The following is a 26397-nucleotide window of genomic DNA, read 5'->3' on the forward strand; positions in this document are numbered from 1 at the left end:
TCGTTTGATTTGGTCAGATTGACTGAAATTAGGGAATTGATTATTCGTTTTGGTATCAGTTGGGGTGTTTTGATATGCAAAGTGATAAAATTCATCTGGATGCCTTTGATCGTGCGATTCTGGAGGTGCTGGCCAGAGACGGGCGCATTTCCATGACGGATCTGGCGCAGGAAATTGGTCTGTCCAAAACTCCAACACAGGCGCGGTTGCGCCGGATGGAGCGGGAAGGGGTGATCATGGGGTATCGCGCCTTGCTGGATCCGATCCGTTTGGGCATGGATCATGTGGCCTTTGTGGAGGTGAAACTCTCTGAAACCCGTGAGAAAGCATTGCGCGCTTTCAACGCCGCTGTTGCGCAGGTGCCGGAAATTGAGCAGGCGCATATGATTGCCAGTCACTTTGACTATTTGCTGAAGGTCCGCACCACCAGCATGTCAGCATACCGCCATGTTCTGGGAGAGAAGATTTCCGCGCTGCCCTATGTGGCCAGCACCTCCACTTATGTGGCGATGGAAGCGGTCAAGGAGACCGGCCTCGCAGAGATGTGACTTGGTGATCTGCGCAGGGCCGTGCCAGCCTGAGGTATGCGTATCCTGTTTGCCCTTCTTCTGAGTGCTGGATCGGCCGCTGCCTCCAGCTGTCCACAACCGCCGGATCACTCCGAGGCGCTTGATCGGTTGTTTGACCGCATTCAACGCGCGCCGGATCCTGCTACGGCGCAGACCATTTCAAATGACATGTGGGGCTATTGGACCGATGCGCCGGACGATACAGCGCAGGAAATTCTGAACCGGGGTATGCGCAAGCGGGCCGGCTGGGACTTGCTTGGGGCGCAGAAGGATTTTGATGCGCTTGTGGCCTATTGCCCGGAGTATGCCGAAGGCTACAATCAACGTGCTTTTGTGAATTTCCTTGCGCAGGATTTTGAGGCGGCTTTGCCAGATCTTCAACGCGCATTGGAGCTTTCGCCGCGTCATGTTGGGGCGCATTCCGGTCTGGCGTTGACTTTGATCGGGTTGGGGCGTGAGGCTGCAGCGCAGGATGCACTGGCAGCAGCTCTGGAGCTCAATCCCTGGTTGCCGGAGCGCAGTTTGTACAAATCGGCCGCGCCGAAATCCGCACCAGGTAAAGAGCTTTAATCTTCGTCACTTTACACCAGACACGGAACAGCTATTGTCGCGCCGCTGACTAAAGTCAGCGTGTAGGTTGCCCGCGTGGTGGAATGGTAGACACAGGAGACTTAAAATCTCTAGGCCGTATAGGCCGTGCCGGTTCGAGTCCGGCCGCGGGTACCAAGATTAAGCGAGCTTCACCTTAAAAATAAGGGTTTTTGGCTCTTGTGGTGGGGTTTGGCCCCTCAATTAGCCCCTCATTTGCGTTGCTTCGGCGTCTCGAGGGTGGGCCAGACGGTGAAATGAGGATTTTTGATTATTCTCATGGCGGGGCAGCATCAACCCACGACAAACGTCCAGCCCACTAGATTCGAGATGGCTCAGTAAATACATTTGCGGACCTCGCGCGCCTTCGATCAGGCAGTCCGGATCACTTCGGCGCCGGTGGCCATTCCTTCGGGCGCCCGCCTTCTATAATCCAGCCGATCACCTTCGCTGCGGTGGGTGGAACCTGCCGGTGCGTCGGCTTGTCAGGGTCCATCAGCCATCGCCGCACTGTCACGGGTGACGTTCCGATGATCTCGGCCAGCTTCTCGGCAGTGATGCCCAGACGGTCGAGCGCATCTCGCAGTTCGTCGGTTGTCATTGCCTTGGCCATTAATTGATCCCCTGAATGGTCGCGCTCATGTATTTGCACAAACGGATGAGTGCCGGCAACTTAGGTTGGCAATTTCTCTCGCATCATTGGTCAGATGTATCGACGCCAAGCGCCGTGAGCGTCCTTGAAGCTGCTTTCACCAATCCAAGCATGAATAAGTGACGTCAGCCTTCCAAACCTCTGGCCATTTGCGAGTTGTTGGAGTGGCCCGAGCCAATCTGATCCGATGGCTTGGGCAGGTATTTCAGATCAGGAGCAGGGCACCTCCGGCCAAACCCAGTGTCGCAAGGATCAAGGCGAGGGCTTGCATGATCCACAGGGTCAATTCCATGCTGTGAAATGCGCTGTCTACTTCCCGTTGGGTCAATTCAGGCTACCTCGCCACGGGCCGATAGAGCGGAAAGCAGCTCGCCGGTGTCGTTGGCCGCTGTTCCGCATGCGGTCCAGAGGTTTTCGACTTCGATAGGGGAGATCTCGGCACTACGGCGCCGTGTGAAATCAACTCCAGAAATGCTCTCGATTATGCGCTCGGCTTCATGGGTCGCGGCCATGTCCCCAAAGGCCCAGACGCTTGTTTCGCCTTCCTCATGGTCCCCTGTGGGGCGGTGAAAAACTGTCAGGAAGGCCCAAGGTGTCGCGGGGTGCGTGATTTGTAGGTCGTTCATTTTTGTCTCCATGGGTTACGCAGGCTGAGTTGTCAGAGCTTGCTTAAAAATATGTAACCATTGGTTACCTTGCCTTCAAGGGGTGAACTTTATCTAAGTTATTTATTTTATTATGCTTTATCCGTATTTGGTCTTATTGGATTTTGCGATGTCTACGGCGAGGGGCAGAGGGGCGGCCTGTGACCGATCCACCTTAACAGTGCGGCTGTCGATAAAGGCTTGATTGACTTGGATGCGGAAAGCAGGGCTGACCCAGCCAGCATATTCAACCGCAAGGATTTCGTGCGCGAAGGTGCCGCCATACCTCCCTGATTTAGAGACTATGCTCTTGTTTTGATAACTCCGAGGATCTTCGGAGTTATCCAATTCAGCGATAAGCTCCTCGGTTCCCTTCAATTTCAACCAATCTGATGGCTGCTTTGTCTTCTTTCCACCGCTGGCACGGTGCAGGGCATTAAGGCTGAAACGCCCTTGATCGTCTGTGGTGATTTCAATGCCAGCAATGACAGGCTGCTTTGATGTGCTTGTCCACATCGGACACAGAGAGTTGCGTCAAGATTTGAGGGCTATTCAGGGGCGGCTTTCCTCGTCTGGCTCGGAGGGCCGTACAATCAGCTTGCGTCTCATCTCAGGGGCGATGTGAGCTACAATGCCGCTTGTCTCTAGCAGAGGGGAGACAACAGCGTGTCAGCGGCGGCTAATACAGAGCTCTCGTCCGACAACCATCTAAACACGTATGCGGTTCAAGGCCATCACAGCCCGGGTGGCACTCGCCTGCTATGGGGCTTGAGCCGTGGGCCGTGTTTAACCTGCATCTTCATCAGATACTTTTCCGCAGGCCACACATCGGGCCGCTATCCGCTGCTCTTCGGCCAGGTGATCCGCTGTGGCCTCTGTGGCTGCGATCATGGTTTGCATTTGCAATCCACACGACCGAGGCCGGATCAGCTGAACGCGGCGTGATGCTAAGGAAGGCGATGCAACACTTTTGGGGGCGTCAGGCTGGCCTGCGGGAGCCGCGACAGGCCAGCCTCTGCTTTCATACACCCGAGCCAATCCAGCGAGGGATGCGATAGGGTGCCGCTTGAGGAAGGCAGAGCGTGTTGTCATCCACTTCTGGCGAGGAACCGCCGCATACTGCGCAGACACCCATGAATCACCACCTCAGAGTGGGAGATTGCCGATAGTACTGGATAACACCCGCCGTAGCGCGTCGCTGTGGGACCTCGCCATTCTCAAGGGGATTTATGCGCTAGACGCAATCATCAACCGCTCTCTACCTTTGCGAGGCGATGACAGGGGGCGCAAAGGGCAGGGGTAGTAAGACCCCACCCCGGGGGTGCGTAATACGAGACCCACCCCCCCCCATCGACCCCGCGCGCAGTAGGGGAGGTATTGGATAGCCCCCCGACGCGCTGGTGCGACCAATTTTGCAGAAAAAAGCTCTTTGGACATTGCGCTGTGCCCTCATCGAACTGCAGGCTACAGAAAGTATGAACACCCTCAGGTTGTATGTTTTTTTGGGTTGGACTAGTTTTGCAGCGCCGCCGCAATAGCTTGTTTTATCTTTGTGGCGCTTTGATTTTGGATGAGGTTTTAGAAATTATGAAGACTTTCTCCGCGGTGATTTTTTCCGCGATTTTAGCGCTGTCTACAGCAGCCCAATCTGCTCCGTTGTCTCAGCAAAATCATGATGGATTGGTGCAAGTCCAAGAGCCAATCGCGGAAAGGCTTTGGGATTTACGATCGGATGACAAAAGGTACCTTGCTGCCTGTTGCAAGATTTGTCGCAAAGGCAAGGCTTGCGGGAATTCATGCATCAACCGAAGCTACACTTGTCACAAGGGCAGAGGTTGCGCATGTGATGGTTGACAGGGCCGTATTGGTTGCCGCTCAAAGCGCGTAGAGCTGCGCTTAGGTATTGTCGAACCAATACGCTCTTTGGCTAGGTGGTGCTGGTTCGGTGCTTCTATCGAGCGTTTTCAAGCACTCGGTTTTTCTATGTTGCTCTCAGTGATGGTGCGCCGCCTGCAGTCCCCAAACTTTTCGGTCGATGATTTTTGACCGCGAGGTGAGAGAAATGTTGCAATTTACTGATGTTCATTTTTGCAAAATTCTCCCTCTGATCGAGGTGAAGTGTGCTTTTTTGCGTGGTGCATGCTAACGTGCCGACACGACCCCACGCACCTACGCGCGCACCATCCTCAGCACCGTTGACAGCACAGATGCAGACACGAGTGCATGCACGAATGACAGCGCATTGAAGCAGCCAGTCAGACAAGGAAAAACCGATCATGGCACCACGCAGCAAAATCCAGAGGTCCAAGGCTGGACAAACCAAGCGCACACAGCGTCAGCGGATGGCCGAATATGGTCTGCAGGAAGTGACTGTGTATGTCCCAAAGGATGAGGCCGAAGGATTGCGCAGCCGGTCGAGTAAGCTCGTGGCAGCCGCTCGCGCCAAGTCAGTGCTGGACAGCATGAATAAAGAGGATGCGATAGCTATCGAAGCCCTTTGCAGCAAGGATTATTCGCAATTCAAGCTGACTAAAACATCTGGTTCGGATGAACCCCACAATGATCGGAACGCCCCCAATACGACCATAGTGGCAAACACAAGCGCCCAAACATCGCAGATCCAGCCGTCGCGGTTGAACAATGTGGTCTCGGCGACCACCACAGACGCCCCATTTGTTGCTCCTGCGCCTACGCGCTCGCCACCAAGTCCGGTGCAGCCAAAGACCGCCTTCAACGGCGCTCTGCAAGAGCCTCAACTGCCGCCGGAAAGGAGGTTACCTACTGATGATGAAATGACTGCAATGCTCGCAAAAGCAAACGGCCTAATGCATGCACCGACAGGATAACCGTTATTATCGCTGCCAACACTTCATCACACCGGGTTACGAGATACGCAGTGCTTTCGTCCACGATGATGAGTTTCAATGAAAAATGCAGGGAAAGGGGAAGGGTGTTGGTAGATCCACAAACACCCCTCTGTCGGATCTTTTGGGAAAAGTCACATGACGAGTGTTTCTGATCGAGCAAGGCAACACCAGGTGCCGCGTAAGAAGCGGCGCAAGCCGCGGTCCAAAAGTGGCCGCTTCATGGTGAATGGTCATGTTTTTCACGACCGGGCGATAGCGGGGCGGTACGAGCAGCTTTTGCGTATGCAGAGCCGTGGAGAGATCCATCGGTTGGCTGTTCGCCCAAACGTGGCTGCGCGGGAGGGTGGTCATGCTCTTGAGAAGATCCTGTTTCGCTATCCTGCAGATTTTTCCTATTCGATCAGGCGTGGCGAACATGAATTCGACGATCATGTGATTGAGAAGCTTGTTGGGGTGGCTGAGTTTCAGGGGAGGACCTCAGACGCGCTGCGGATGGCCTTTGAGGATGTTACGGGGGAGCGTGTGAAACTTGTGAACCGGAACGGTGTTGATCTCTCGGAGAACGGGCGCAAACGGGCACGGGATCTTTATTCTCGGAAGATGGCTGCAACCAAGAAGCAGGTGGCAGCCGAGGATAGGGTCGCACAAAAGAGGGATTGGTGATGTCCGTTGTTGAATTATGCTGTCTGGCAATAAGTGTTCAACGCAAATTTACCGCGTAGACTTGCATAGCACTTTCAGAAAACCGACGAACCATGGCTTCTGGAAATGTTGCGAGCTACTCAGGTTTGCCAGCCTCGTTTTCAGATTTCTAGCAGCTCTGCGTTCACGGTTCGGCGATTGACTTCTGGAGCCAATAATGACGAATTCTGCATCTGGAGCGCATAAAACTTGAGTGCAGTATCGAGCTTTGCAGTGCGCCACGAACGGCCCGTTGCCGACACTGGCTCATCTTCGGGCATGCTGCGGAGAGGCTCTTTGACGGAAAAATTCGCCAAGTATGCGAGACGCTGAGTTGTGAAACCTCCAATTTTGTCTAGGCTCAATTCATCTAGATAATCAGATTGACCATTCCTGCCACGCTTGCCGGTTGGCGGCGATGTCTAGTCATCTCAGGATCAAACCAAATCGACAACGATCTACGCCGCTTCAACGCATCATTGTAAGCCAACTAGTTCGTGGTCTGGTACTTCGTGTGGGCCCAATTACTCATGTCACCCAGCTATCACACTGGACTCAAGCAGTGAATCCTTGAAATGATTTGTGCAGCAAAGCCTTGCAGCCGCAAACCTAGGACGTCGCTAGTTGCGGCTGGACCTCGGATTTTGAACAGCTACAATGGGCCGCAGTAGCGAACACCCCTCGTGACCGTTGCGGCTGGACCTCGGATTTTGAACAGCTACAATTTATTCGGAACCCATACGGCAAGACGATCCGTTGCGGCTGGACCTCGGATTTTGAACAGCTACAATCAAAAACGGACACCGCCGCGTAATCATTGTGTTGCGGCTGGACCTCGGATTTTGAACAGCTACAATTGAGAAAAACGGCACTTGTTGTCCTGCCACGTTGCGGCTGGACCTCGGATTTTGAACAGCTACAATAGACATCACAGGCATTCTCAAAGCCACACGGTTGCGGCTGGACCTCGGATTTTGAACAGCTACAATAAAGAGGTTAGCGCCGAATGGCCCCCATGCCGTTGCGGCTGGACCTCGGATTTTGAACAGCTACAATCTTCGTCGCCCACCGTCCATTGATCTGACAGTTGCGGCTGGACCTCGGATTTTGAACAGCTACAATAGATCTCGGGTCAAATATCTGAAAAAACAGGGATTTATTCGAGATCTATTGTAAGTTTCCAACATGAATTACCTCAGAACATTACAAGTTGCTGCGGATTTTCCCGGGCCGCATGGCGTCCTTGATCCGAGAAATGAATAATATCACGATATTGCCGGTCAGTGAAGTTAAGGATCTGCACGTCACCTGAATCGGGCAAATGGCGTTCGATCCGGTTGACGCGCGTTGCAAAGGCTTCTTTGCCATTGACAAAACGAGCATAGACCGAAAACTGACTGCGTTCGAACCCCTCATCCAGCAGGAAGTTGCGAAATGCCGCTGCTTTTTTTCGCTGAAGTTTCGTGTCGGTGGGCAAATCGAACATCACAAGAATCCACATCAACCGGTATCCTGACAGTTGCTTGAAGGTTATGCGCATGCACCCAAACCTGTGAGCGTATCCGACGTTGGCGGGACAGGCAAAGCGAGGGCCAGCTTGCCGCTCTCGAAGCTCTGCCCGAGTGATGTAGCGAGCTTCATCAACGCGACCGACACAGGTGTCGTGCCGCCCTGCAGCGGCAAATCTGTAGCGATCAGCCTGGCCAAGACCTGCTTGGCCAGGGGATCCACATCAGAACCGCGAGACGCGACGATCCCGCACACCGCGCAATCGACCAGGGGGCGGAACGGCTCCAACAAATCATCGGCCAGAGCAAATGCATTGCCCCGGTTTCTGTGAAATAGGCCAATGGTCGGGTGCAAGCCGGCCGCAACCACGGCACGGGCGCAGGCAGCACGCAACACGGTGTAGCCATAGTTCAGCAGCGCGTTTTCATCGCCTGCGCCGATGTCGCGTCGGAAATCAGTCCCCATCATGCGCGGCCAGTAGTAACGCGCAGCCTGGGCCTCGATGTTACTGCCGTCGCCCGAGGTGATCCGGCGCTGCATCATATGCAGCGGCGCCGCGTCTTGGCCAAAGGCATCGAGCGCGGCGGCCTGCATCTTGACCTTGGCGCTGATGACCTGTTTCCACGCCTGTTTGATCAACGGTGTCCGGGCGTGCCATTGCGCCCGCATCCGGGCGCCCTGCAGGTGGTGGCCTTCCAGCGGCATAAGCACTGACTTTGGAGCATGGTTGGCGGCGCATAAAACAACCGGTGCGCCACGCTCGGCCAGTTCGATCAGTAGCGAGGTCGACCAGGTGGTGCCATGGGCATGCACCATGACGCCTGCGACCTGATCCAGAGGCGTCCGGCCGATTTCGGTGCCCTGTTCCGAGACCTTCAGAAAGCCACGTTCGCGCGATAGGTGGCGGCCGTCGGTGGCAATGTCGATGATCTGATCCATGCGGGTTCCCTTTCTGAAAACAGTGTTCATTCAAGGCCGCAGGTGATGAGAATTGGTTAAAATCATCCGATGCCCGACCGATAGGCACCGAAAGTTGCCATCATGATACAATCTATGTGTACAAGCTTTTCGCCGGGCCGGGGTCCTTAACCCGGCCCATTTCATCGACATAGACCCGGCGACCACCGGATTTAATCAAAGTGGCGGCGCTCAGGCGGATATAGAGGTCTTCTTTCGATTTACGGTAGCGGTCCGAGGCATTGGCCTCGTTATGGGGAACAAGCTCGATGCCGCCATTGACATTGAATTTTTCCACTGTCGCGATAATCGGGCCAAACTTGCTTTGCTCCAGACGCACCAGATCGCCCTTGTGAAACCGGTGCAGGCGCTTAGCTGCGGGGTGCGGTTTGGACGCTCTATCGTTGTGTGCGTCGAAGGTCGCCACGACGTGATGGGCGACAGTTCCATCCGGCAGCTTCCAGATTTCGTAGCGTGCATTGCTGTCAGGTTTGTAGCCTTTGTAAGCGCGGCCATTCTTATCCTTGATGGAAATCACCTTGAGCGCTTCTTTAATCCGCACCCGACGGATGCCAAAATAGGGATTGTCGGAGTGATCTGGCAATTTGCGGGCACGGGAAAATTTAGCCAGCGCGTGTTCAAAGTCCTTCCCCTCTAACCCGCGTGTGACCCGCGCTAGATGCTGCTGCAGATCGGTGTCGCGGATATTGGCGCCACGCGTCGTGATGGCAATATCGCCGGGTTTCAGTGACATCAACGGCTTGCGGGTAACCACGGTGCCGTCGCTCGTCAGGCCATAGGCGGTATCGTTATGTAACTGGCCGCTGCTGCTGTCGCAGCCGGACTTGCGCGCTGCCGGGTCAATCCGCCCATGATCGGCCCGGTGGCTGACAATGATGCGCTGAATTTGCGCGGCAATGTCATCGCGGAACCCAGCCCAGGGCGGCGGCACTGCGCGCACCACGTCTTCGGCCCCCTCCAACTCATCGCGGCCCGCTATTTTGCTGATCCGCTGGATCAGCGCGCGGTCGGTTGCCGCGATCACGGCCGCATCAATCGCGTGATGGCGGTGGTCGGTGCGGTTCTTGGCCTTTACTGTCTTCTTGTCGCGATCACCAAGCGCGGTGATCCCGTTCAACCCCCAATGGCGCCGCAGCATTTCTGTCAGCCGTCCTGGCACCACCCAGACATGGTTTTTGCCATCCTGGCCATCATACAGTGCCTCCAGATATGTGCGGGCGATCCGGGCCAAGTATTGCGTATCCTTCAGGGCCCGGGCGGTGAAATCATTCTCGCCCTCGAAACGCTCCATGGCATCGGGCGCAAAGCGCCAGGCACGGTTTTCGGGCAGGTTCTTAAGATTGGTAGAGATCTTGTTCCATTGCGGGGTGCCGCCCCAGGCCTCCCACGGAGTCTTGTTGGATTTTTGCCGGTTGAATTCTTTCAAGCACAGGGTGCGGTTGGCAATGCCATCGTCCAGAGTGCGCGAATAAGGTAAGATGTGGTCCACGTCGCAAGACCCGTCAAACAGCATCTGCGCGCTGATTTGCTGGCCGGAATATGGGCATTTGCGCAGCATGGCATCGTCACTCAGGCTTTCCCACAGGCGCAATACCATGCGGTTGGCGCCGGTATCGGGGATACCCATTTCGTCGAGCTTCTTGCTGCGCTGCGCGGCGGCGTCGGTGTTTTTCTTGATAGTTTTATTGACTTCCTTCTTCTGCTCTTCTGACAGCTTCAAGTCGCGTGCCAGCTCCACCACGATCTCATCGGGTTTGCCGTAGACGCTGATGATCCGGTTCAGCAGCCGACGCAGTTGGTTCAGCCCGATATGCACCGTGGGGTTGGTAATGCGGCCATAGCGGGTGATGTCGTCATCTTTTTCATCGTAGCTGCCGGGGATCACATGGCGGTCCAGGATTTCACCGTAATAGGGCAGCTTTTCCAGCACCTCGCCTGTGCGGCGGTCTGAATGGTGCCAGCCGCAGCGTGCCACCGCTTGGCTATAGGAGATTACCTCTGCTTCAAGCGCGGCCAGAATTCGCTTGGTGGCGGTCAGGCCCAGCCGCCCGTAACCTTCAGGCAGCAGGGCGTTCGCGGCCTTTTCGGCATGATCGCGTTCCAGCGCATGTTCGGTCATCAGCCATTCCGACAGCGCATTATGTTCAGCATCGCTTTGCACTGCCCGGATGCGTTCGACTACTTTCCACTGTGCATCCGCGTCAAGTGTCGACCAGCGCGGACCGAACCGGTCTGGGTGCGAGAGACTGGCGCGCACTGGATCGCAGGCAATTGCGTCACGTATGGCGGTTTCAAGCGTGAAAGATTGTTCTGGACGCAGCTTGATCGTTTTGCCGAGCGCTTTCAGCTTCATCACCATGCTGGCCAGAGATTTGGTGTGCTTTTTATTGTCCAACGCATGCAGAATCTGGTCGCGCTCCTCGCGGGTCAGCCTGCGTGCGGGCTCGCCCTTGGTCGCGACCCGCAGCGCATTGACGGTTTCCACCAGAATGCGGCGCTGGTTCAATGGATGCGCCGCAGGGATACGTTTCTCGTCTGTGAACAGACACAGCCCAACCTCAGGTGTTTTCAGTGGTCGCTGGTGAAAGATGATCAGCGCTATATTATCCCGTAACTCATCCGTCAGCACATCAGGGTGATACACCGCCTGCGCGGCCCACAGCTGGTCGTATTCCTCCGACAGATGGCGCCGGTCGGGGTAGAAATCATAGCCCACCTCTTCCTTTTCGGCGTTGTCGCGCCTGGCGACCGACAGCCGCGTCCGCACCGTCGGCACCTGTTTAGGATCCGGCGCGGCGGCCCGGCGCAGATGCAGGAACTCGCCATAGGTGCGGGCGCCCGTGGCCATCATCGCCTGATCCAGCCGGGCGGTTGCATCCTTGATCTTGCCGCTTTCATTGTTGCCGCGGTCGGTCTTGCGGTTGGTTTTGAACCCGCGCCGCTGGTTCAGATGAAAAAGCGCCCGGCCGAAATGAGCCAGCGGCAATTCCTGTTCCAGCCCAAGTGCGCGCAGGGCGTAAGGGTCCAATTGCTCCAGTGCTTTGGCCTCCGCCGGATCGATTGGCATCAACCCGGCCTCGGCCATCCGCTTCATGAGTGCCGCCTTTCGGCGCAAGAACCGGTCGCGGCGACGGCGCTGCGACCGCGCTGCACGCCGGTCTACGGCTAGCGAGGCGTTGGTTTTCGGATCGCGCCCATCCGAAAAAATCCGCACCCCGCCATCGATCACATCGCAAATTTCGCCCTCATGGGTGGCATAGAGCCACCAGCCAATGGAATTTGTGCCAATGTCCAGCCCCAAGCGCATCTCAATCTCCAAAACAATATTATCCAAGATTGCATTCCGCATTTTCGGATGCAATGTCAGATTGCTGTTGCGCGCTGTTTCGAAGTATGTATCATAGATTTTGTTCAAAATCCGTGGTCGAGCCGTTAACAAGCATTCGACTGCACCACATAGAAGCGCAGGCTACGGCCTGCGCTTTTCGTGTTTCTGCCTCGATGCCTCGCAGCAAATGGCGGCTTACCGCGTAACATATCGAAGCATCATGTCTATTTGGGTTGCTTGCGGTCCTTGTCTGGCCAGCAGACAAGTGGCCGCACAGTCTTGCTTTTCAACTTCAAGAGCCTCGATCTGCTTCACGACCTTGTATCGGAGATCTACGCGATAGCCGGTGATTAGGGTCATGGCGAGGTCTTTGGGTATAAGGTAGCACTTTAATTCCTTGTTTTGCTTAGAGATATAGGAGCCCTCAAATCTGAGGGAGCCTCCTAACTCAATGTCTTTACACAATTTTCAAAGTCTGCGACCACGCTGGGGTCGCTGAAATCCACTTCGGCTGGCGCACTTCGCCGGTCCCGCATGGCATTGAAGGCCCAGATGTATTTCTCCTTCCACGCCATCGCGACCTTGCCGGTGAAGCCCATCACCAGCAGCGTGAAACCATCGTGGGTCATGTAATAACAGGGGAGTTTTCGGCCTGTTGTATCTTTGTAATCACTGAGCTCAAAATTGAGCCGAGAAAATTCCTCACTGCAATCAAGGGCCTTGATGTCGCGGAGAACATTCTTGTGTTCCTTCCCGAACCGCTTGGCTACATCGCGTGAGGAGGCATATAGCTTCTTGCTCACAAGCACCTCTGGATCTGTGATTGCGCTGATCTCTATCAGGTGTGGGGCTGTCATATCGTTCATAGGTTTTGCTCTGCTTTCAAAATTGAATAGATGAAGTCGCGGCTTGCTAGGGCGCGCATGTCGCGCAGCAAATCGTCAGCCTCCTCCGGGTTTCCGGTAACTTCGGCCAGACGCTCCGCCCAAAGTCGGGGGTCATTCTCAGACCCAATGGGGAACCCCATTTTGCCCCACCAATCGGCACCGCCAGCCTCTTGGCTGATATGCAGCGAGTGGATCATGGGTAGGGTGTGGCTCCAGTGGGGCTTGAGCGCCGCGCCCGTCAGGTGACGTATGTGCGCGACCTCAAGGCCCACTGTTGCCCCTGATATGCAGCACCTCCGCATCGAATGGAAAAATGCGAAGTGGGTCTTTTCTTGGGCGTTCAAGTCAAGGCTGGTTTCTGCAATCTCGCCCGTGCACTTTTGCAAGCACATATGTGGTCAATTAATGAACGAATATCGAACAAATAAAAAACAAAGAGCGGTATCTTAGGAAAAATTTAACACTCTAAAAATAGCCTAAAAATGTACTGTGTTGGTGGTCTTGTGGTTTGGTTTTTAGCGAGTTTAGGGTTTAAAAAATGGCTGACAAAGAGTTCGAAAAATTGAAAGGGGATAACTTTCAAATGCTTGGGAGGGTAGGGGGTGCAGAGACCGGCCAAGCCCGAAAGGCCCCTTCAACCAAACTACGCGCAATGCGAATTGCAGAACTCTTTGTTGAGGATCTGGATGAACCGAAAGAGAGCAAGGCCTCGCCCAATCTCCGTTTGGTCGTCTCTCGCTGACCAGTTTTTTGTGTTGCAGTAATCGTTGTTCGCAATCGCGAGAAATGAGTTTGGCCAGGTACGTTTTGTATGCCGCGGGCTATGGTGTCGCGGTTGCGTGCGCCAGCTGCACGCGAAGAACGAAGAAATTTCTTAAGTTGAAAAGGACATGATTGATTGCGCTAGGCGGGTATGCCGCCGCTCATGGGGTTAGTGATGATTGAATTCGTTGTATTTCGTAGCCGTTGCGTCAGATCTGGGGCTGAAGCTGACGAGTTGAGCCTTCTCAAAAAGGCTATATCGTTTAATTCTAGGGCCGGGCTTTCCGGTTTTTTGCTGAGAACGCAGGACCACTATTTTCAGGAGATGGAGGGGCCGGTTGGTCTTCTTGGCGGGGTGGTTGATAGCATAATTGCGGATCCGCGACACGAGGAGTTTACCTTGTTGTCACAAGGTCTGCGGCGCGCGCGACAATTGGCAAACTGGGATCTTGGATATTGGTGCTCCGTATCCGGAATTTTTGGCGGCAAGAGGATCACATGTGAGAGCTCCGCAGATGAAATCATACGTTGTGTTCGACATGTCGCCGAACTCTTGATGGAGCCAGTTATAGGTGAGGGGAGGGATGTCGTGTACCCCCCTCAATACGAACAAAGCCGCTTCAGAAATCCCAGAGAAATCCCCGCTTCTTGGTTTGATGGAGGGTACGTGTGCGAGGCTGACGATGACCAGTACGGTCCAGCATTGTATCCAACGCAGCAGATCTCTCCCTTTGGGTCTCCGCGTTGATCGCATTGTCAGCTGAAGTCTGGCAGCCCTTCTGTCGGCATTTTACCGAAGCGTCGTATCGCACTGTGAACAGCATCTTTCACATCGCGTGGCAGATCGACCAAGTATCCTCCATCGCGGGCAATTCCTCCGAAGTTTTCAATTCTTGTGGCTGCGATCATTTCTCGGGCTTGGATGGCGATTTCATCTTGGAGTTCAATGTGCTCGCGCGGCATGCCGTCATCGAACATTGTTAGGGTGATCTCCACACCTAGCCGGAAGATTTCTTGATCCCGCACTCGGACCAAGCCGGCCTCAACATCCAGCCCCTCCCAAGGGTCCACATCGCGCGCCCACAGATAACCATCCAGCCACATCAACGTATCATGCGGCATACTATCTAGAAGCCCGATCAAAACGTTGATGTGCTTGCTGTTCGGGGCATCAGGGGCGGAGTACTCCACCGTCTCATCATCGACCTCAAAACCGATTTGCCAGCGGTCGCAGAACTCTCCAAGGACTTGTTTTGTTTCCTCGAAGCTTAGTGGGTTTTTGGCGCGGTATCCCTTGCGGGTGGCACCGCGTATGATGTCTACGTCTTCGACCGTAATCTGCAGGGTGTTGCGCAGGAATTTCATAGTTTGGGGGTCCTTTCGGGTTGAAGGGCTCAGGGCGCGGCTGAGAGCGCTTTAGGTGCCCAGCGCCTCATTGTGTGCGAAGGTTGCTTGAGGCCATTTCTCGGCCAAAATTTTGGGGTTTCGTGAGCAGTTGACGGGATCCCGAGGGATGGGCCGGCAGGCCGGGGCCAGCCGGTGGGGCTGGGATCTTTATGGTTGGTGTTTTGTGGTTGGTGCATCACAATTGATGATATTGTGTGTGCATTTGGAACCCTGTCGGATCGTTGTGGGCGTGCAGGGTTCTTTTTCTGCTGCGCTGGCTGGCCGTAGATGCCCGTCTTGCGGATCGTGGGAAGCACCTCAGATGTGACCCACTTCTTGAACCTCTTGGCCTCTTGCTTGCGGCTGGTCATGATCAGAGAATAGAGGCCGCTTTCGTTGATGACCCCTGTTTCTCGCAGGCGCCCCATTGCGTCACTAATGTGGACACAATCTTTTTCATCATCATCCAGTCCTGCAATTTTGTCGCGAGAGTTCTTGATGGTCAGCACCTCACAAACATCTTTGGCCACGAACCAAGGCTCGCCGTCGATGGTCACGGTGCGGACGCCAAGAGTGTCCAACCCATTGGTGTTTGACGTGCGCCGTTCCCAATAAACCTTGGTGCGGATGCGCCCTATAATCGGGATCACACTCTCCGCTGCAGGTGTGTTGTTGTCGTTGGATGCGGTCAGTTCCTGCACCTCGGCGGCGTCCTGTGTGGATGTGTCGGCATTTGGCCCTGCCAGACAGGTGACAATTCGAGGTTTCCCTCCCACCTCATGCGTCCCGCTTGATGCTGGTGCTGCGTTGGCCCCCTCCAAACCGAAAAATTCATCATTGGTCTGGCTCGGGCAATTCACTGGCTGCGTCTGGGTGGTGTCGTCGCTGGTCAGGGTAGTGTCCTCAGAATTGATTTCCATCTCTGGCTGGGCTTGCGCTGCTTCCTGCTCGTAAGCGTCCAGCGGCACTTGTTGGAAATCATTCTCTGCCAACTGTTCTGAAAACTTGGGTGTCTCTACCTGCTCTGTATATAGTCTTACCGAAATTTCGGGGGTTCCTCCCTCCAACTTCCCTCCAACTGCATTGTCAATCCACGCGGCTCGTCCAGCTTGGTCCAAATGTCCTTTTTTGCGCTCGCTCCGGCACTTCTCAATGAAAGCAGCGACAGACGGGTGGACGGTATAGATCATCTTTGTCGATGGCCCAGATCCAACTTTTCCCTCAAGTGAAATGAGGGCTTTACGCCGGTCAGTCATGCGCCCAGCGCCATCGCGCCCCATGCCTCGCAGGCAGCGCAGGTCGTCGGCAGCCTCTTTGCGGAGAGACTTATAGGCTGGTTTGAGGCGTTCGGGGATAGGTGGCGCAGTTTTGCGGCCACTGAACAGATTGAGCAGTTCGATGTGTTCGGTGGGCATCCGATCTAAGGCACGTCGCAAGGTTGCCTGATCCGAAACTTGCAAAAGCGTTGAGATGTTGTTGCGCGATGAACGTTTTTGAAGTCGATCCTTCACCAGCGGGAACAAACCAAAAGGCATGCCTTTCTGGTCCAGAATGAAGCGTAAGGCGTTGTATCGGTCCCGCTCGCGGTCATCCTTCGAGAAGGCGATATCCATCGTCTCAAGGGTCGCCTTATCACGACGCTCCCGTCCCTCACCTTGAGGCCAGGTGCGCGCGTCAAGGTCAGATAGGTCTAGGTCGCTCATTCCCGCAAGTTGAGCCGCCTTCTTGGCGATGAAGCGCATTTTCAGCGTCCTTGCGCACTTCTGTCCGGTCCACTCAGACCAACCGTCTCGCATCGCTGATCTGCGCATGGCACGTAGCGTATCTGGGCAAAGTCCTGCTTTTGTGGGCGTGAGAAACCAATAAACCTCGCCGGTCTTGTGGTCGAACTTCGCCATGCAAGCCGCCAGCTCCATCGCCTGTCTCTGTTGCTTTGGTAGTGGGAGCTTGCTGCAAATCATTCCCATCAATTTGCGGGCTTGAGCCTCGGCTATCCTGCGGGGGGTGAGGCGCTTATCTACGTTGTCGGACTGTCCCGAATAATTTGGGGACCCCCCTTGTTCTGCAAGTTTTGTAGCGTTATTGTGCATTTGTGATCACATTTCTTGAAGCGTGAGAGATGATCCAGCACTGTTGGTCCAGTGCTATCGAAATACGGAATGGGCGTCCCAGTGGGCGCCCTTTCTGTTTTGTGGAGCCGGTCACAGCGCGGCCTCATTCTTCTGAGCTTCCAGCACTGCCAGTTCGGCAGGGGTGCGATCAACGCGCCGGATGATGTCGATGGCGCGTGTGCGACGCGGCAGGGTTTTGATGAACCCCTTTTCCCCCAAGGCTTTCAGTGCCCGATATGTTTGGTTTTTGCTGTTGAGGTTGAGCGCTGCCATCATCTCATCTTGTGTCGGAATGATGCCGGTTTCATCGAAAGTGTCTTGCAGGAACAGCATTACGTCCCGCTGGCGCTTGGTCAGCATGGCAATGGCCTCATATGTTGTGTGGTGGTGTAACGAACAAAGCCTCGCATCCCATTGAGGGCGCGAGGCTTTTGTGTCGAACTGGTGTGATTATAGGTATAGCCCCAAAGCGCAGTAAAATCAAGTTGTTCACTTTTTGATCTTGATGGCTGCATTTCATAATACTGCTGATTTTTATGAGGTGTGTTCATGCTTTCGCTGCCGCCTCCGTGCAGTCATTGCAGCCAAGAGATCCGTCAGCGATCACAGTGCGCAAAAAGCCCTCAAGATTGGTCCGTTCGGATCCACACACGCCACACCGGCACCGCCATTGGTTCTGCCCGCTGCGGCGGTGCATGCCACGCTTCTCGGTGATGTACAGGACGCCCACGCGCCCACCAGTCTCAATGCTGGCCTGTCCGGTTGGCACCATGGAGGCGTGGAAAGCCGCGATCTCAGATCCGCTCACTTGCTGGCCTCGTTCTGCGGTCGTTTCGCTCCTTGCTTTGAGGAGCGAACACGCGCCGCCAATCGCTCTGACGCATATTGCCGGTCCTCATCGCTCACCGGCCCAACTGGATTGCCGTCGAGGTCGTGCCGCTCGCCGTGCTTCCGTGCAACGGCCTTGAGGTAGGCAAAGCTGCAGCAATGCTTGCCGAGGATCTTGCGTACCTCCTTCAACGGCCAGCCGGTGCGCTTCATGACGGCGGTATGAATTCCCACGGCCAGCGGGCGCGGGTATCCCTTGGGGCAGAACACACCAGGTAGCTCCTGACGCATCCGTTCGCGGGCTGATAGCTTGGGCCTCGGGCCGGCGCTGCGCACCAGCTTCGACGGTCCACCAGTCAGCCGGCTCGCGCCGCCTAGCGCAAGTGACAGGGTGCCAGTCTTGCGGGGGGTAGAGGGAGCCTTCGGGCGGTGTTTGTATGCGGATGTAGGTGGCAGCATATAGCGATGTCTTTCGTTGTTATTGTGGTGTGCGCTGTGCCCGCCCGCCGCAGCCAGCGGGCGGGCGATCAGGCTGCAGGCGACTTGTCGGGGCGAAGACCTAGTTTGTTGTATTCGGAAATCTTGAGGTTCATCGCGACGTATCCAGAGATCTCATTCTCGGGGTCGTATTCTTCATAATATGGATCGCCGCTCTCGTTGGTGGGGCCGACTTTCAATTTCACCCGTTCGCCACGTGCAGCCATGCAGAGCGCGTAAATATTTGCCCGATAGACCGCGAGCGCATACGGATCGCCATCGCTCTTAATCTTGTCGTCCGCCTCATCCATGGCGATCTTCATTTCCGCCAGAGTTGAAGGCGCCCGCCCCTCTAAAACCACTCGATCACAAAGAGCATTAGCTTCCTGCTGGGGCCATTCCGTGACGTAGCCATCGATAGCCGCGATCCCAACGTCTTCATCTTCCGGTCGCCATCCATAGATGATTGGTTCGCCTTGAGCGTCCATTGGCCCTAACGTCATGTTGAGCCAAGCCTTTCCCCCCTTGATTAGACCAGCTGCAAAGTATGCTTGACCGGCTTGGTTAAACCCAATTTTGCCATTGTCCATGTAGTCCAGAAATTTGTCGCCCCTCGCGGTGATGTGCGGGCTTGGGATGTGAAGCCCGTCCATGTCCGCGAGAGTTCCGCAGCGGCTATCTGCACGATTGTCCATGTGCGTGTTCCTTTGTTTGGCACCCGCAGTCACGGGGCCATTGTGGTGGTTTGTGTTGCGGTACGTTTTTCTTCGGTCAGCACCATCGGACCATTGGCGGTTGGCCTTAGAGGAGAGGCGCGCAGGGGCCTCAATCAAGTCAGTGCCTAATTCTTTGCTGACAGGGCGGTGACAGCGAGTTTGATGATCTTCTGGCTGGGCCGACCCACCACCCGATCCCACTCCGCTAGGAAGCTCTTGGGTGTTGTGTGTGTGCTGACTTCGGCGCCATGCAGGGCAAAGGGGAATGCAAGGCGCTCCAGTCGCAGCTTGCGGGCCTTGGGGAATAGGATTGCCCGAAAGTAGCGGTCGTCCGAGATCGCAGCGATCAGGGCTTGACCTTCTTCATCTTCCTCCTGCTTGGGGGCTGATGGCTTTGGGCGTTTCCATTGTAGTGCCCCTGGGGCTTGCAGCAACGCGCCGCCCGTCAGGCCGCGCCGAAGGCGAGCGCGTAGCAAAGTCTCACACATACCGAAGTCGCGCGCCGCTGCTGCAACGCTCGGATAGGTCTTTCCCTCGATTTCGACAGGTGTGGCTTTGGTGACGGCAGGCTTTGTGAGCTCATTGCCAGTCAGGCCCTTATTGAGCCGATTTGCTAGGGTTGTGCCGCTCAATCCGAATTTGCGTGCCGCCTGCTCAATACTCCGGTACGTCGTGCCATTGATCTCGACCGGCTGGGGCTTGGTTGAGCCGTTGCCTTTGGTCATACTGACGCGGAGCCCCATGCGTCGATCTGAGCCTGCGTGATGCGGTGCTGCTGGCCGAAGCGGTCGGTCTTGAGTTTGCCGTCACGGATCGCCCGATAGACAGTCATGTTGGAGATACCGAGATCCTTCGCGACCTCAGCCACGGTGAACCGTTTCTTTGGTGTATTGAGGGGGGCGCTCATAGTGTGTCTCCGTTGTTTTGTGTCTGATTTGACATCAAGAAACAGCAGTAAACTCTACGACACAAGCCCCTAAAATTTTCGCCAAGCATATGAAAATAATGAAAAATTACAAAATGTCATGCTCGGAAAAAACATCTTGTCCTCTGCTTTAGTGAAAGTCATTGTTCCGAACGAGTTTTCGTTCGCCTCGCAAATGCATCATTTGTCCCGTTTATTGCAAAATGACGTTTATTGAGCCTCAAATTTTTTTTCATCTGGGCTGAATTGGTCGATCACAGGGGTCTTGTCGCCGCAAAGGAAGCGCCCCCAACGCTCCAGAGCGCACCGTTGTTGTTCGATTTGGTCGGTGCGGGTGTATGCAGCGCCAACCTTGTTTTCGATGGTGTGGGACAGGACCAGTTCAACGATGTGCGGTGGGATCTCGTGGTGACGCTCAAGGATGAACGCTTTGAAGGTGGAGCGCATGCCGTGCGGAGTGGCTTTAATCTCGCGCTCTTTCAGCCAATTACTGTCCCGCATCAGCTTGGACACGGCATTGTCGGAATAGGCGCTGCGCTGGAGGTTGCGGAAGATATGGCCTTCTGTGCGGTCACCTGCCGCGCATCGCAAAACCCGCACGGCTTCGCTGGACAAGGCAATCCGATTGTCTTTCGTGGTCCGTTTCCGGCCCTTCACGATCTCGCGCGGGCTGGTTAATATGGCCTCGTTCCATTCGATCTTTTCGATCCTGGCTAGGCGCATTTCAGCAGAGCGAACGCCGGTCAGCATCAACGCTTTCAGCAGCAGCGCCGCGCCATCGTTGGGCAATTGAGCATAGAAGTGTGGAGCGTCCCTGTAGTGCAGCGATGGTCGTCCTACTTCCTCGTGATCCACCTCCCCGAGAATGATTTTGGCTTTCTGTGCGGCCTGTAGGTCAACGTCTAGGCCAGCCGCCGTGGCGTGTTTCAGGGCGATGTTGACGCGGCGAAGGGCTTTCACCGCGCTTGGGTGCTTGGTGCGCCACACAGGCTTGAGGCAGTCATGCAGTACGTGTTGGTCTATCTGGGTGATTGGCACACTGCCGATTGTCGGGTGAACGTAGAGACGCAGAGGTGTCATCCAGCGGTGGGCCGCGCTCTCTTTCAGTGTTGCTCTGATCGCCTCAAACGCCTGATGGCTCATGTTCTCAAGAGTTGGCACGTTGGCTGCCGCTCTGGATACGGCCAGTGCTTCGCTCATTTCAACGTCTTTGACGGCTTTAGGGTCTTGCCCAGCGGATAGGGCCTTTGCGTACCTGTCCCGCATGGTGCGGGCTTCTGACAGTGAGACAGTCGGATATGACCCCATGCCAAGGTCAGATCGTTTCTTGTTCAGGGAGTACCGAAAGATCCAGCTTTTCCGCACCCCGCCTTTGGCGCTTGAACGAACGAGCAGAAAGAGACCGCCGCCATCAGGGAAGGGGTGCTTTGTTTTTCCATCCGGTAAGTTCTTGATCGCTTTGATCTGGCGGTCTGTCAGCTTGTTCAGCATGTGCGTGGCCCCTCAACCCTAATTTTGGCCCCTCATTGGCCCCTCATTGTGCTTGGCCAACAACGTTTAACATCATGCAACATCACGCAACAGAGTTTAGTGTAATTACACACAAAATAAGGCGATATGTGTTTCTAGGTGTAAAGTGATGTTTGTTTGTGTTTGTCAGTGTTAACTGAGGGTGGTTCCGGCCGCGGGTACCACTAAAAAATCCCAGTAAGGCATTCAATATGAAGAGCTTTCGGGGTTTTCAGAGCGGCCGTTGCGATTGGCGGCAGTATGGCCATTTTGACCAAAAGCAGGTGGGTTTTGACCGCAGCATGCAAGATGCCTGACAAAGTCGGGAGAGCGTGTGTGCTCCCCAAATGCACATGCCCGTATTTTCTCAAACGGATATGGCAGGAATCGCAACTGGCTTATGCGTGCTTTCGCTCTTTGCGCATCGTCACTGCTGCTACGATCAGGCACAGAAGGGTTGCTGCGACCGCGCTGAGGCCAAGCAACATTATGGAGGCCATGATGACCGGTGGGACGGCTTCGATCAGGCTCCAGATGATATTCAGGAAAGCTTCCATAAGGCGTTCTCCTTGTGATGTGCGGGCAGTTTAGCACATTTTTTAAATTCGCCGAAGCCATAGCCCACGTGCTCTGCCCCGATGTTGATCTATGTCAGTTTCGATCCAGCTGTGTTGGAGAAAACCATGCTCTGGTCAGAAAAAAGGCGCTGCGGTGGTGCAGCGCCTTTGGAAGGGGATCAGCTTTCACGTTTGCCTGCGAATTTTTCCTGCCACTCTTCGCGTTCGTCATCAGAGATTTTGCGGAAGGTGACATCCGGCACCGTGAAGGCATGGCCGGGTGCGAGGGTTTCCAGCGCGGTGGTGACCTCTTCGGGCCAACTGGTGTCGTCTGTGTGCATCGCTGCCATAAGCTGAGCGGAGGCATCCGGAATAAAGGGCGCAGAAACAACGGCATAGAATCGGATCAGGTTGAGCGCGAGACGAATTTGAGCCGCCGCCTTTTCCGGATCTTCCTTGAAGGTGGACCAAGGGGCTGCTGTCTGCAGGTATTCGTTGCCCGCAACCCAGATGGCGCGCAGCTCCTGAGCGGATTTGCGCACTTCCATATCCGCCATATGGCCTTCATAGGCGCGCAGGCGAGTGGTGAGTTCGCTGATCAGAGCGGTTTCGGTTTCGCCGAGCGTGCCACCTGCGGGGATCTCTTCGCCAAATTTTGAGCGGCAGAATTTGGTGACCCGGCTGACAAAGTTTCCAAGCACGTCAGCGAGATCTTTGTTCACCGACTGCTGGAAGTTTTCCCAGGTGAATTCGCTGTCTGAGCTTTCAGGGGCATGGCTCAGCAGCCACCAGCGCCAATAGTCAGACGGCAGGATTTCCAGCGCCTGATCCATGAAGACGCCGCGCCCACGGGAGGTGGAGAACTGGCCGCCGTCATAGTTCAAGTAGTTGAAAGATTTGATGTAATCCACGGCTTTCCACGGCTCCTCAGAGCCGAGAATGGTCGCGGGGAAAGACAGGGTGTGGAAGGGGACGTTATCCTTGCCCATGAACTGGGTGTAGGTCACGTCGTCCGCGCCTTTGTCTGTGCGCCACCAGCGTTCCCAATCGTCGCCTTTGCCGGCATCAACCCATTCCTGCGCGCAGGCGATGTATTCGATGGGGGCGTCAAACCAGACGTAGAAGACTTTGCCTTCCATGCCGGGCCAATCTGCGCCGCCTTTCTTAACGGGCACACCCCAGTCCAGATCGCGGGTGATGCCGCGGTCTTGCAGGCCGTCACCATCGTTGAGCCACTTGTTGGCAATGGAGGTGGTCAGCACCGGCCAGTCGGTTTTGCTGTCAATCCAGGCCTGAAGTTTGTCGCGCATTTGCGACTGGCACAGGAAGAGGTGTTTGGTCTCGCGCTCTTCCAGATCGGTGGAGCCGGAGATGGTGGAATAGGGGTTGATCAGATCTGTTGGATCGAGCTGTTTGGTGCAGTTGTCACACTGATCGCCACGGGCGCTGTCAAAGCCACAGTTGGGGCAGGTGCCCTCGATGTAGCGGTCTGGCAAGAAACGGCCATCCGCGTTGGAATAGACCATCTTTTCAGTGACTTCGCGGATCAGGCCCATCTCGGAAAGACGGCCTGCAAAGTGCTGGGTCAGCGCGTGGTTCTGTGGGCTGGAGGAGCGGCCATAGTGATCAAAGCTGAGGCGGAACCCCTCGGCGATTTTGGCCTGCACGTCATGCATTTCGGCGCAGTAATCGGCCACGTCTTTGCCGGCTTTGGCCGCCGCCAATTCAGCTGGGGTGCCGTGCTCGTCGGTGGCGCAAAGAAACAGAACTTCGTGGCCGCGCGCGCGCATGTAGCGGGCAAACAGATCGGCGGGCAGCTGGCTGCCAACCAGGTTGCCGAGGTGTTTGATGCCGTTGATATACGGCAAGGCCGAGGTGATCAGATGGCGCGCCATTTTGAGTGTTCCTTATCTGTTTGGCCCCAATTAGCTCAAAGGGCGGGGCAATTCCACAGTGGAATTAACAGGGGAATTGAAAGCGGCCTTGTGGCGGCGACATTAACCTGAAAATGGCGCGTCGGTATCCTGTCGGTATCCCGTCTGTTTTGCGTCGGTGACGCGTCGGTGTCATTTTCACGCCGATTGTGGCGTTAATCTTTGCTCTCATCGGTTCGCGTGGGGGTTTCGCGCTGGCGTTTGGTGATGCGACCCACGGTGAAAGAGGTGCGCGGCGCGTAGACATAGCGGGTCCGGTCGGCGACCGTTGGGCGGGCCAGCATACGGGTGAGGCCAAAGACGATCAGAAGCGCATGCCCGGCGGCAATCATGATGAACAGCGCAGCAGGGCCAAATCGCTCAATCAGGCCTGAGGCGAAGAGCGGCGTACCGATGGCGCCGACGGCGAAGAAAAACATCAGCGCGGCAGAGAGCTCCACCCGTTCCTCAGAGGTGGCAAAGTCGTTCGCGTGGGCAGCGGCGACGGAGTAGATCGGGAAAGAGGTGAAACCAAAGAAGCCTGCATTCAGCATGACCATGGCCGTGTTGCCACCGCCGAGAGTCACAGTTGTGGCGCAGCTCACGACAGCGGCGGCAGACAGCCAGATCAGCACCCAGCGCCGGTCAAATTTATCGGCCAGCCAGCCGACCGGATATTGGGCCATGGCCCCGCCCAGCACAAAGGCCGCGAGGAACCATGCGATTTGGCCCACGGCCAGCCCCACCTCGGTGCCATAGACCGGGCCGACCATGCGGAAGGAGGCAGAGCTGAGCGCGGCCACAATCACGCCCGCGACGGCCAGAGGGGAGCGCTCATAGGCCAGTCTGGGACGTAGGCGGGGGGCGTCTGGGGTCTTGGGCTGTGGCGAGGTGGTCAAGGTGATCGGCAGGAGCGCCGCACAGCAGAGCAGGGCGAGAAGGTTGTAGGACACATAAGAGGCAGGCTCTAAAACGCTGATCACCAGCTGTGCGGCCAGTGAGGCGACCATATCGACCACGCGGTAGGTGCCCATGGCGCGGCCGCGGGTTTCATTGGTGACCTTGGATTGCAGCCAGGCTTCCACAACCGTGAAACAGCCTGCCACACAGAGGCCTGAGGCGATGCGCATGACGGCCCATGCGATGGGATCCACGAAAATGAAATGGCCCAGCAGCCCCATGGCCCCAAGGGCGGTGAATGTGGCAAAGGCGCGGGAGTGCCCGACGCTGCCCATGAGGCGGGGCGACCACCAGCAGCCGACGAAGAAGCCAAGAAAATGCGCCGATCCTAAAAGGCCGATCTGTTCCGTGGTAAAGCCCAGAGCGATGCCGGAGAGCGCATCCAATGGCCCCACACCGCCGGAGCTGAGCTGCAGCAGGATGACCGAGAGGAACAGGGCCGAGAAGGTGATGATCATGCGCATGGGAGCACCATGGCGGAATATGGGGGGAAAGCTAGGGGAAAGTTGGGGAGGGCAGAGGGCTTCTCAGGCGCGTGCTAGTGTTTGTCGATGATGGTAATGTTGCTTGCTCGCTTTGCGGACATCGCGGACCTTCGATTTCCGGCCATCACCAATGCTGCATCCTGTCGCATGTGCGGTACATTTGATTTTGCCGCACCGCGCAAGTTGCCATTTCAGTCATCCAAAGGTTCCGAGTTAGTCTGAAACGAGCCAGCCCTGTCGTAGCCACGTATGTGGGCCATTGAGAGCCGTAGTAGGGCTGCTGTTCATTCGACAAACCCTAAGCGGTCGCGTCTCGCCTAGGTCGGGTAATTAAGAGTGCTAGCGATAGACCGGCCGCAGCAAAAAATGCCGCATAGTACAGCGAGTATGACTCCCAAGCCCAGATAACGATTGCAAGAAATAGGCACCCGGCGGCACAGAGCAATCGCAAGATATCCCACACAATAATCGACGCGCTCCAACTTCGGAAATCACCTTTGGTGACGAATATGCGCCAAACAATGGGGGTAAAAAATAGCGCAGTTACAGTCCACCAGATCAAAGACCACAAAGCAACGAGCGGGAATTTTCTAATTTTTGCGCTTTCAAATCGGACAATCTCCGAAAATGTCGCGGGTCTTACCAAAAAACCAAAATCTAGGCCCATACCTTCTGGGTAAGCGGTCAGTAGTGGTTTCTCTTCTTTTTCTACAACGGGGCCTATCGCCCAAGCACTTGGCGCGACCTCATAAATCAGGCTAGAAACACTGTCATAAACCACGCAATCGTGAGCCTCTTCAAGTCGGCCACAGTTTATGTGCAATCTAACGCCTAAAGGTGAAATGGCGCGAATACGCGATTTGGAATCTACAACAATTGCGCGCACTGGGTCTGTTGTGATGATCCCGTCCCCATGGAGAAGTTTGATTGTGAAAGACTCACCCTCAATTTGCTGAAGTTGTTCTATTTGTGAATAGTATGGTGCGTGGGCAATCACTTGACTAGGAGCCAACAAAATCAGCAGGAACGAAATTAGTCTCAACAACGTATCATTCCCCTTTAAAG

27 protein-coding genes, 1 tRNA gene, 1 pseudogene and 1 CRISPR repeat array are annotated in these 26397 nt (G+C 55.5%); of the genes and pseudogenes, 6 read left to right on the forward strand and 23 right to left on the reverse strand.

From position 1 onward, the window contains the following. Window positions 1-74: 74 nt before the first annotated feature. The 3 genes from J7382_RS08430 (at window position 75) to J7382_RS08440 (ending at window position 1295) form a co-directional block, all read left to right on the forward strand. Window positions 75-548: an Lrp/AsnC ligand binding domain-containing protein gene (locus tag J7382_RS08430; RefSeq protein WP_209068609.1), complete on the forward strand. Its 474-nt coding sequence runs from the start codon at window positions 75-77 to the stop codon at window positions 546-548. 36 nt (window positions 549-584) lie between these two features. Further along, complete coding sequence (locus J7382_RS08435) at window positions 585-1139, forward strand: tetratricopeptide repeat protein (protein WP_209068610.1); 555 nt, start codon at window positions 585-587, stop codon at window positions 1137-1139. Window positions 1140-1208: 69 nt separating this feature from the next. After that, a tRNA-Leu gene (locus J7382_RS08440) sits at window positions 1209-1295 on the forward strand. A gap of 247 nt (window positions 1296-1542) precedes the next feature. Here J7382_RS08440 and J7382_RS08445 read toward each other — a convergent pair. The 4 genes from J7382_RS08445 to J7382_RS08455 form a co-directional block, all read right to left on the reverse strand. Then, window positions 1543-1770 (reverse strand): helix-turn-helix transcriptional regulator, encoded by a 228-nt coding sequence (locus J7382_RS08445; protein WP_058240207.1) that lies wholly within the window; start codon window positions 1768-1770, stop codon window positions 1543-1545. Between the two features lie 244 nt (window positions 1771-2014). Continuing rightward, window positions 2015-2137, reverse strand: a complete 123-nt coding sequence (locus J7382_RS20115; RefSeq protein WP_280638102.1) for a hypothetical protein — start codon at window positions 2135-2137, stop codon at window positions 2015-2017. A 1-nt stretch (window position 2138) separates the two neighbouring features. Continuing rightward, on the reverse strand, window positions 2139-2435 hold the full coding sequence (locus J7382_RS08450) for a hypothetical protein (protein WP_209068611.1): 297 nt from the start codon (window positions 2433-2435) through the stop codon (window positions 2139-2141). A 117-nt stretch (window positions 2436-2552) separates the two neighbouring features. After that, window positions 2553-2969, reverse strand: a complete 417-nt coding sequence (locus tag J7382_RS08455; protein ID WP_209068612.1) for a KilA-N domain-containing protein — start codon at window positions 2967-2969, stop codon at window positions 2553-2555. A gap of 1760 nt (window positions 2970-4729) precedes the next feature. On the opposite strand from J7382_RS08455, the gene J7382_RS08460 reads away from it, so the two are divergent. Together J7382_RS08460 and J7382_RS08465 are read left to right on the forward strand one after the other, a co-directional pair. Then, the gene (locus J7382_RS08460) at window positions 4730-5299 is read left to right on the forward strand and encodes a hypothetical protein (protein ID WP_209068613.1); all 570 of its coding nucleotides are present in this window, start codon (window positions 4730-4732) and stop codon (window positions 5297-5299) included. 156 nt (window positions 5300-5455) lie between these two features. Continuing rightward, the gene (locus tag J7382_RS08465) at window positions 5456-5983 is read left to right on the forward strand and encodes a hypothetical protein (RefSeq protein ID WP_209068614.1); all 528 of its coding nucleotides are present in this window, start codon (window positions 5456-5458) and stop codon (window positions 5981-5983) included. Between the two features lie 410 nt (window positions 5984-6393). On the opposite strand, the pseudogene J7382_RS19940 reads toward J7382_RS08465, so the two are convergent. From J7382_RS19940 to J7382_RS08490, 6 genes and pseudogenes are all read right to left on the reverse strand, one after another. Next, window positions 6394-6491, reverse strand: a pseudogene (locus J7382_RS19940) (IS5/IS1182 family transposase); the annotation flags it as partial. A gap of 133 nt (window positions 6492-6624) precedes the next feature. Continuing rightward, window positions 6625-7123: a CRISPR direct-repeat array (repeat unit 36 nt; unit sequence GTTGCGGCTGGACCTCGGATTTTGAACAGCTACAAT). A 73-nt stretch (window positions 7124-7196) separates the two neighbouring features. Continuing rightward, window positions 7197-7502 (reverse strand): CRISPR-associated endonuclease Cas2, encoded by a 306-nt coding sequence (gene cas2 / locus J7382_RS08470; RefSeq protein ID WP_209068615.1) that lies wholly within the window; start codon window positions 7500-7502, stop codon window positions 7197-7199. Window positions 7503-7531: 29 nt separating this feature from the next. Beyond that, the gene (cas1, locus tag J7382_RS08475; protein ID WP_209068616.1) at window positions 7532-8449 is read right to left on the reverse strand and encodes a type II CRISPR-associated endonuclease Cas1; all 918 of its coding nucleotides are present in this window, start codon (window positions 8447-8449) and stop codon (window positions 7532-7534) included. A gap of 112 nt (window positions 8450-8561) precedes the next feature. Further along, on the reverse strand, window positions 8562-11903 hold the full coding sequence (gene cas9 / locus J7382_RS08480) for a type II CRISPR RNA-guided endonuclease Cas9 (RefSeq protein WP_247744911.1): 3342 nt from the start codon (window positions 11901-11903) through the stop codon (window positions 8562-8564). A gap of 356 nt (window positions 11904-12259) precedes the next feature. Then, on the reverse strand, window positions 12260-12682 hold the full coding sequence (locus J7382_RS08485) for a Rha family transcriptional regulator (RefSeq protein WP_209068617.1): 423 nt from the start codon (window positions 12680-12682) through the stop codon (window positions 12260-12262). Next, a complete protein-coding gene (locus J7382_RS08490; protein ID WP_209068618.1) occupies window positions 12679-12900 on the reverse strand; it encodes a hypothetical protein in 222 nt (73 codons plus the stop codon). The genes J7382_RS08485 and J7382_RS08490 overlap by 4 nt, the downstream gene beginning before the upstream one ends. A gap of 341 nt (window positions 12901-13241) precedes the next feature. On the opposite strand from J7382_RS08490, the gene J7382_RS08495 reads away from it, so the two are divergent. Beyond that, window positions 13242-13445, forward strand: a complete 204-nt coding sequence (locus tag J7382_RS08495; RefSeq protein WP_209068619.1) for a hypothetical protein — start codon at window positions 13242-13244, stop codon at window positions 13443-13445. Between the two features lie 776 nt (window positions 13446-14221). On the opposite strand, the gene J7382_RS08505 is transcribed toward J7382_RS08495, so the two are convergent. The 13 genes from J7382_RS08505 to J7382_RS08565 all read right to left on the reverse strand — a co-directional run bounded on the left by J7382_RS08505 (window position 14222) and on the right by J7382_RS08565 (window position 26374). Next, window positions 14222-14830: a hypothetical protein gene (locus J7382_RS08505; RefSeq protein ID WP_209068621.1), complete on the reverse strand. Its 609-nt coding sequence runs from the start codon at window positions 14828-14830 to the stop codon at window positions 14222-14224. A 29-nt stretch (window positions 14831-14859) separates the two neighbouring features. Next, entirely contained in the window at window positions 14860-16749 is a 1890-nt protein-coding gene (locus J7382_RS19945; protein ID WP_247744912.1) for a Bro-N domain-containing protein, read from the reverse strand. 303 nt (window positions 16750-17052) lie between these two features. Next, window positions 17053-17322, reverse strand: coding sequence for a hypothetical protein (locus tag J7382_RS08515; protein ID WP_209068622.1), 270 nt, complete (start codon window positions 17320-17322; stop codon window positions 17053-17055). A gap of 187 nt (window positions 17323-17509) precedes the next feature. Then, entirely contained in the window at window positions 17510-17770 is a 261-nt protein-coding gene (locus tag J7382_RS08520; RefSeq protein WP_209068623.1) for a hypothetical protein, read from the reverse strand. Continuing rightward, window positions 17767-18081 carry a ProQ/FinO family protein gene (locus J7382_RS08525; protein WP_209068624.1) on the reverse strand — a complete coding sequence of 105 codons (315 nt, stop codon included), beginning with the start codon at window positions 18079-18081 and terminating at the stop codon, window positions 17767-17769. Before J7382_RS08525 ends, J7382_RS08520 begins: the two co-directional genes overlap by 4 nt. 236 nt (window positions 18082-18317) lie before the next feature. Further along, the gene (locus J7382_RS08530; protein WP_209068625.1) at window positions 18318-18962 is read right to left on the reverse strand and encodes a hypothetical protein; all 645 of its coding nucleotides are present in this window, start codon (window positions 18960-18962) and stop codon (window positions 18318-18320) included. 146 nt (window positions 18963-19108) lie between these two features. Continuing rightward, window positions 19109-19708 carry a hypothetical protein gene (locus tag J7382_RS08535; RefSeq protein WP_209068626.1) on the reverse strand — a complete coding sequence of 200 codons (600 nt, stop codon included), beginning with the start codon at window positions 19706-19708 and terminating at the stop codon, window positions 19109-19111. Then, entirely contained in the window at window positions 19705-19890 is a 186-nt protein-coding gene (locus J7382_RS08540; protein ID WP_209068627.1) for an excisionase family DNA-binding protein, read from the reverse strand. Before J7382_RS08540 ends, J7382_RS08535 begins: the two co-directional genes overlap by 4 nt. A 228-nt stretch (window positions 19891-20118) precedes the next feature. Beyond that, window positions 20119-21399 (reverse strand): integrase arm-type DNA-binding domain-containing protein, encoded by a 1281-nt coding sequence (locus J7382_RS08545; RefSeq protein WP_209068628.1) that lies wholly within the window; start codon window positions 21397-21399, stop codon window positions 20119-20121. A 416-nt stretch (window positions 21400-21815) separates the two neighbouring features. Continuing rightward, window positions 21816-21974 (reverse strand): hypothetical protein, encoded by a 159-nt coding sequence (locus J7382_RS08550; protein ID WP_209068629.1) that lies wholly within the window; start codon window positions 21972-21974, stop codon window positions 21816-21818. Between the two features lie 179 nt (window positions 21975-22153). Next, entirely contained in the window at window positions 22154-23869 is a 1716-nt protein-coding gene (metG, locus tag J7382_RS08555; RefSeq protein WP_209068630.1) for a methionine--tRNA ligase, read from the reverse strand. A 194-nt stretch (window positions 23870-24063) separates the two neighbouring features. Continuing rightward, on the reverse strand, window positions 24064-25311 hold the full coding sequence (locus J7382_RS08560) for an MFS transporter (RefSeq protein ID WP_209068631.1): 1248 nt from the start codon (window positions 25309-25311) through the stop codon (window positions 24064-24066). Between the two features lie 319 nt (window positions 25312-25630). Further along, on the reverse strand, window positions 25631-26374 hold the full coding sequence (locus J7382_RS08565) for a hypothetical protein (protein WP_209068632.1): 744 nt from the start codon (window positions 26372-26374) through the stop codon (window positions 25631-25633). Window positions 26375-26397: the final 23 nt, after the last annotated feature.

The sequence above is a fragment of the Shimia sp. R11_0 genome (assembly GCF_017744035.1).
Classification (GTDB): Bacteria; Pseudomonadota; Alphaproteobacteria; order Rhodobacterales; family Rhodobacteraceae; genus Shimia; species Shimia marina.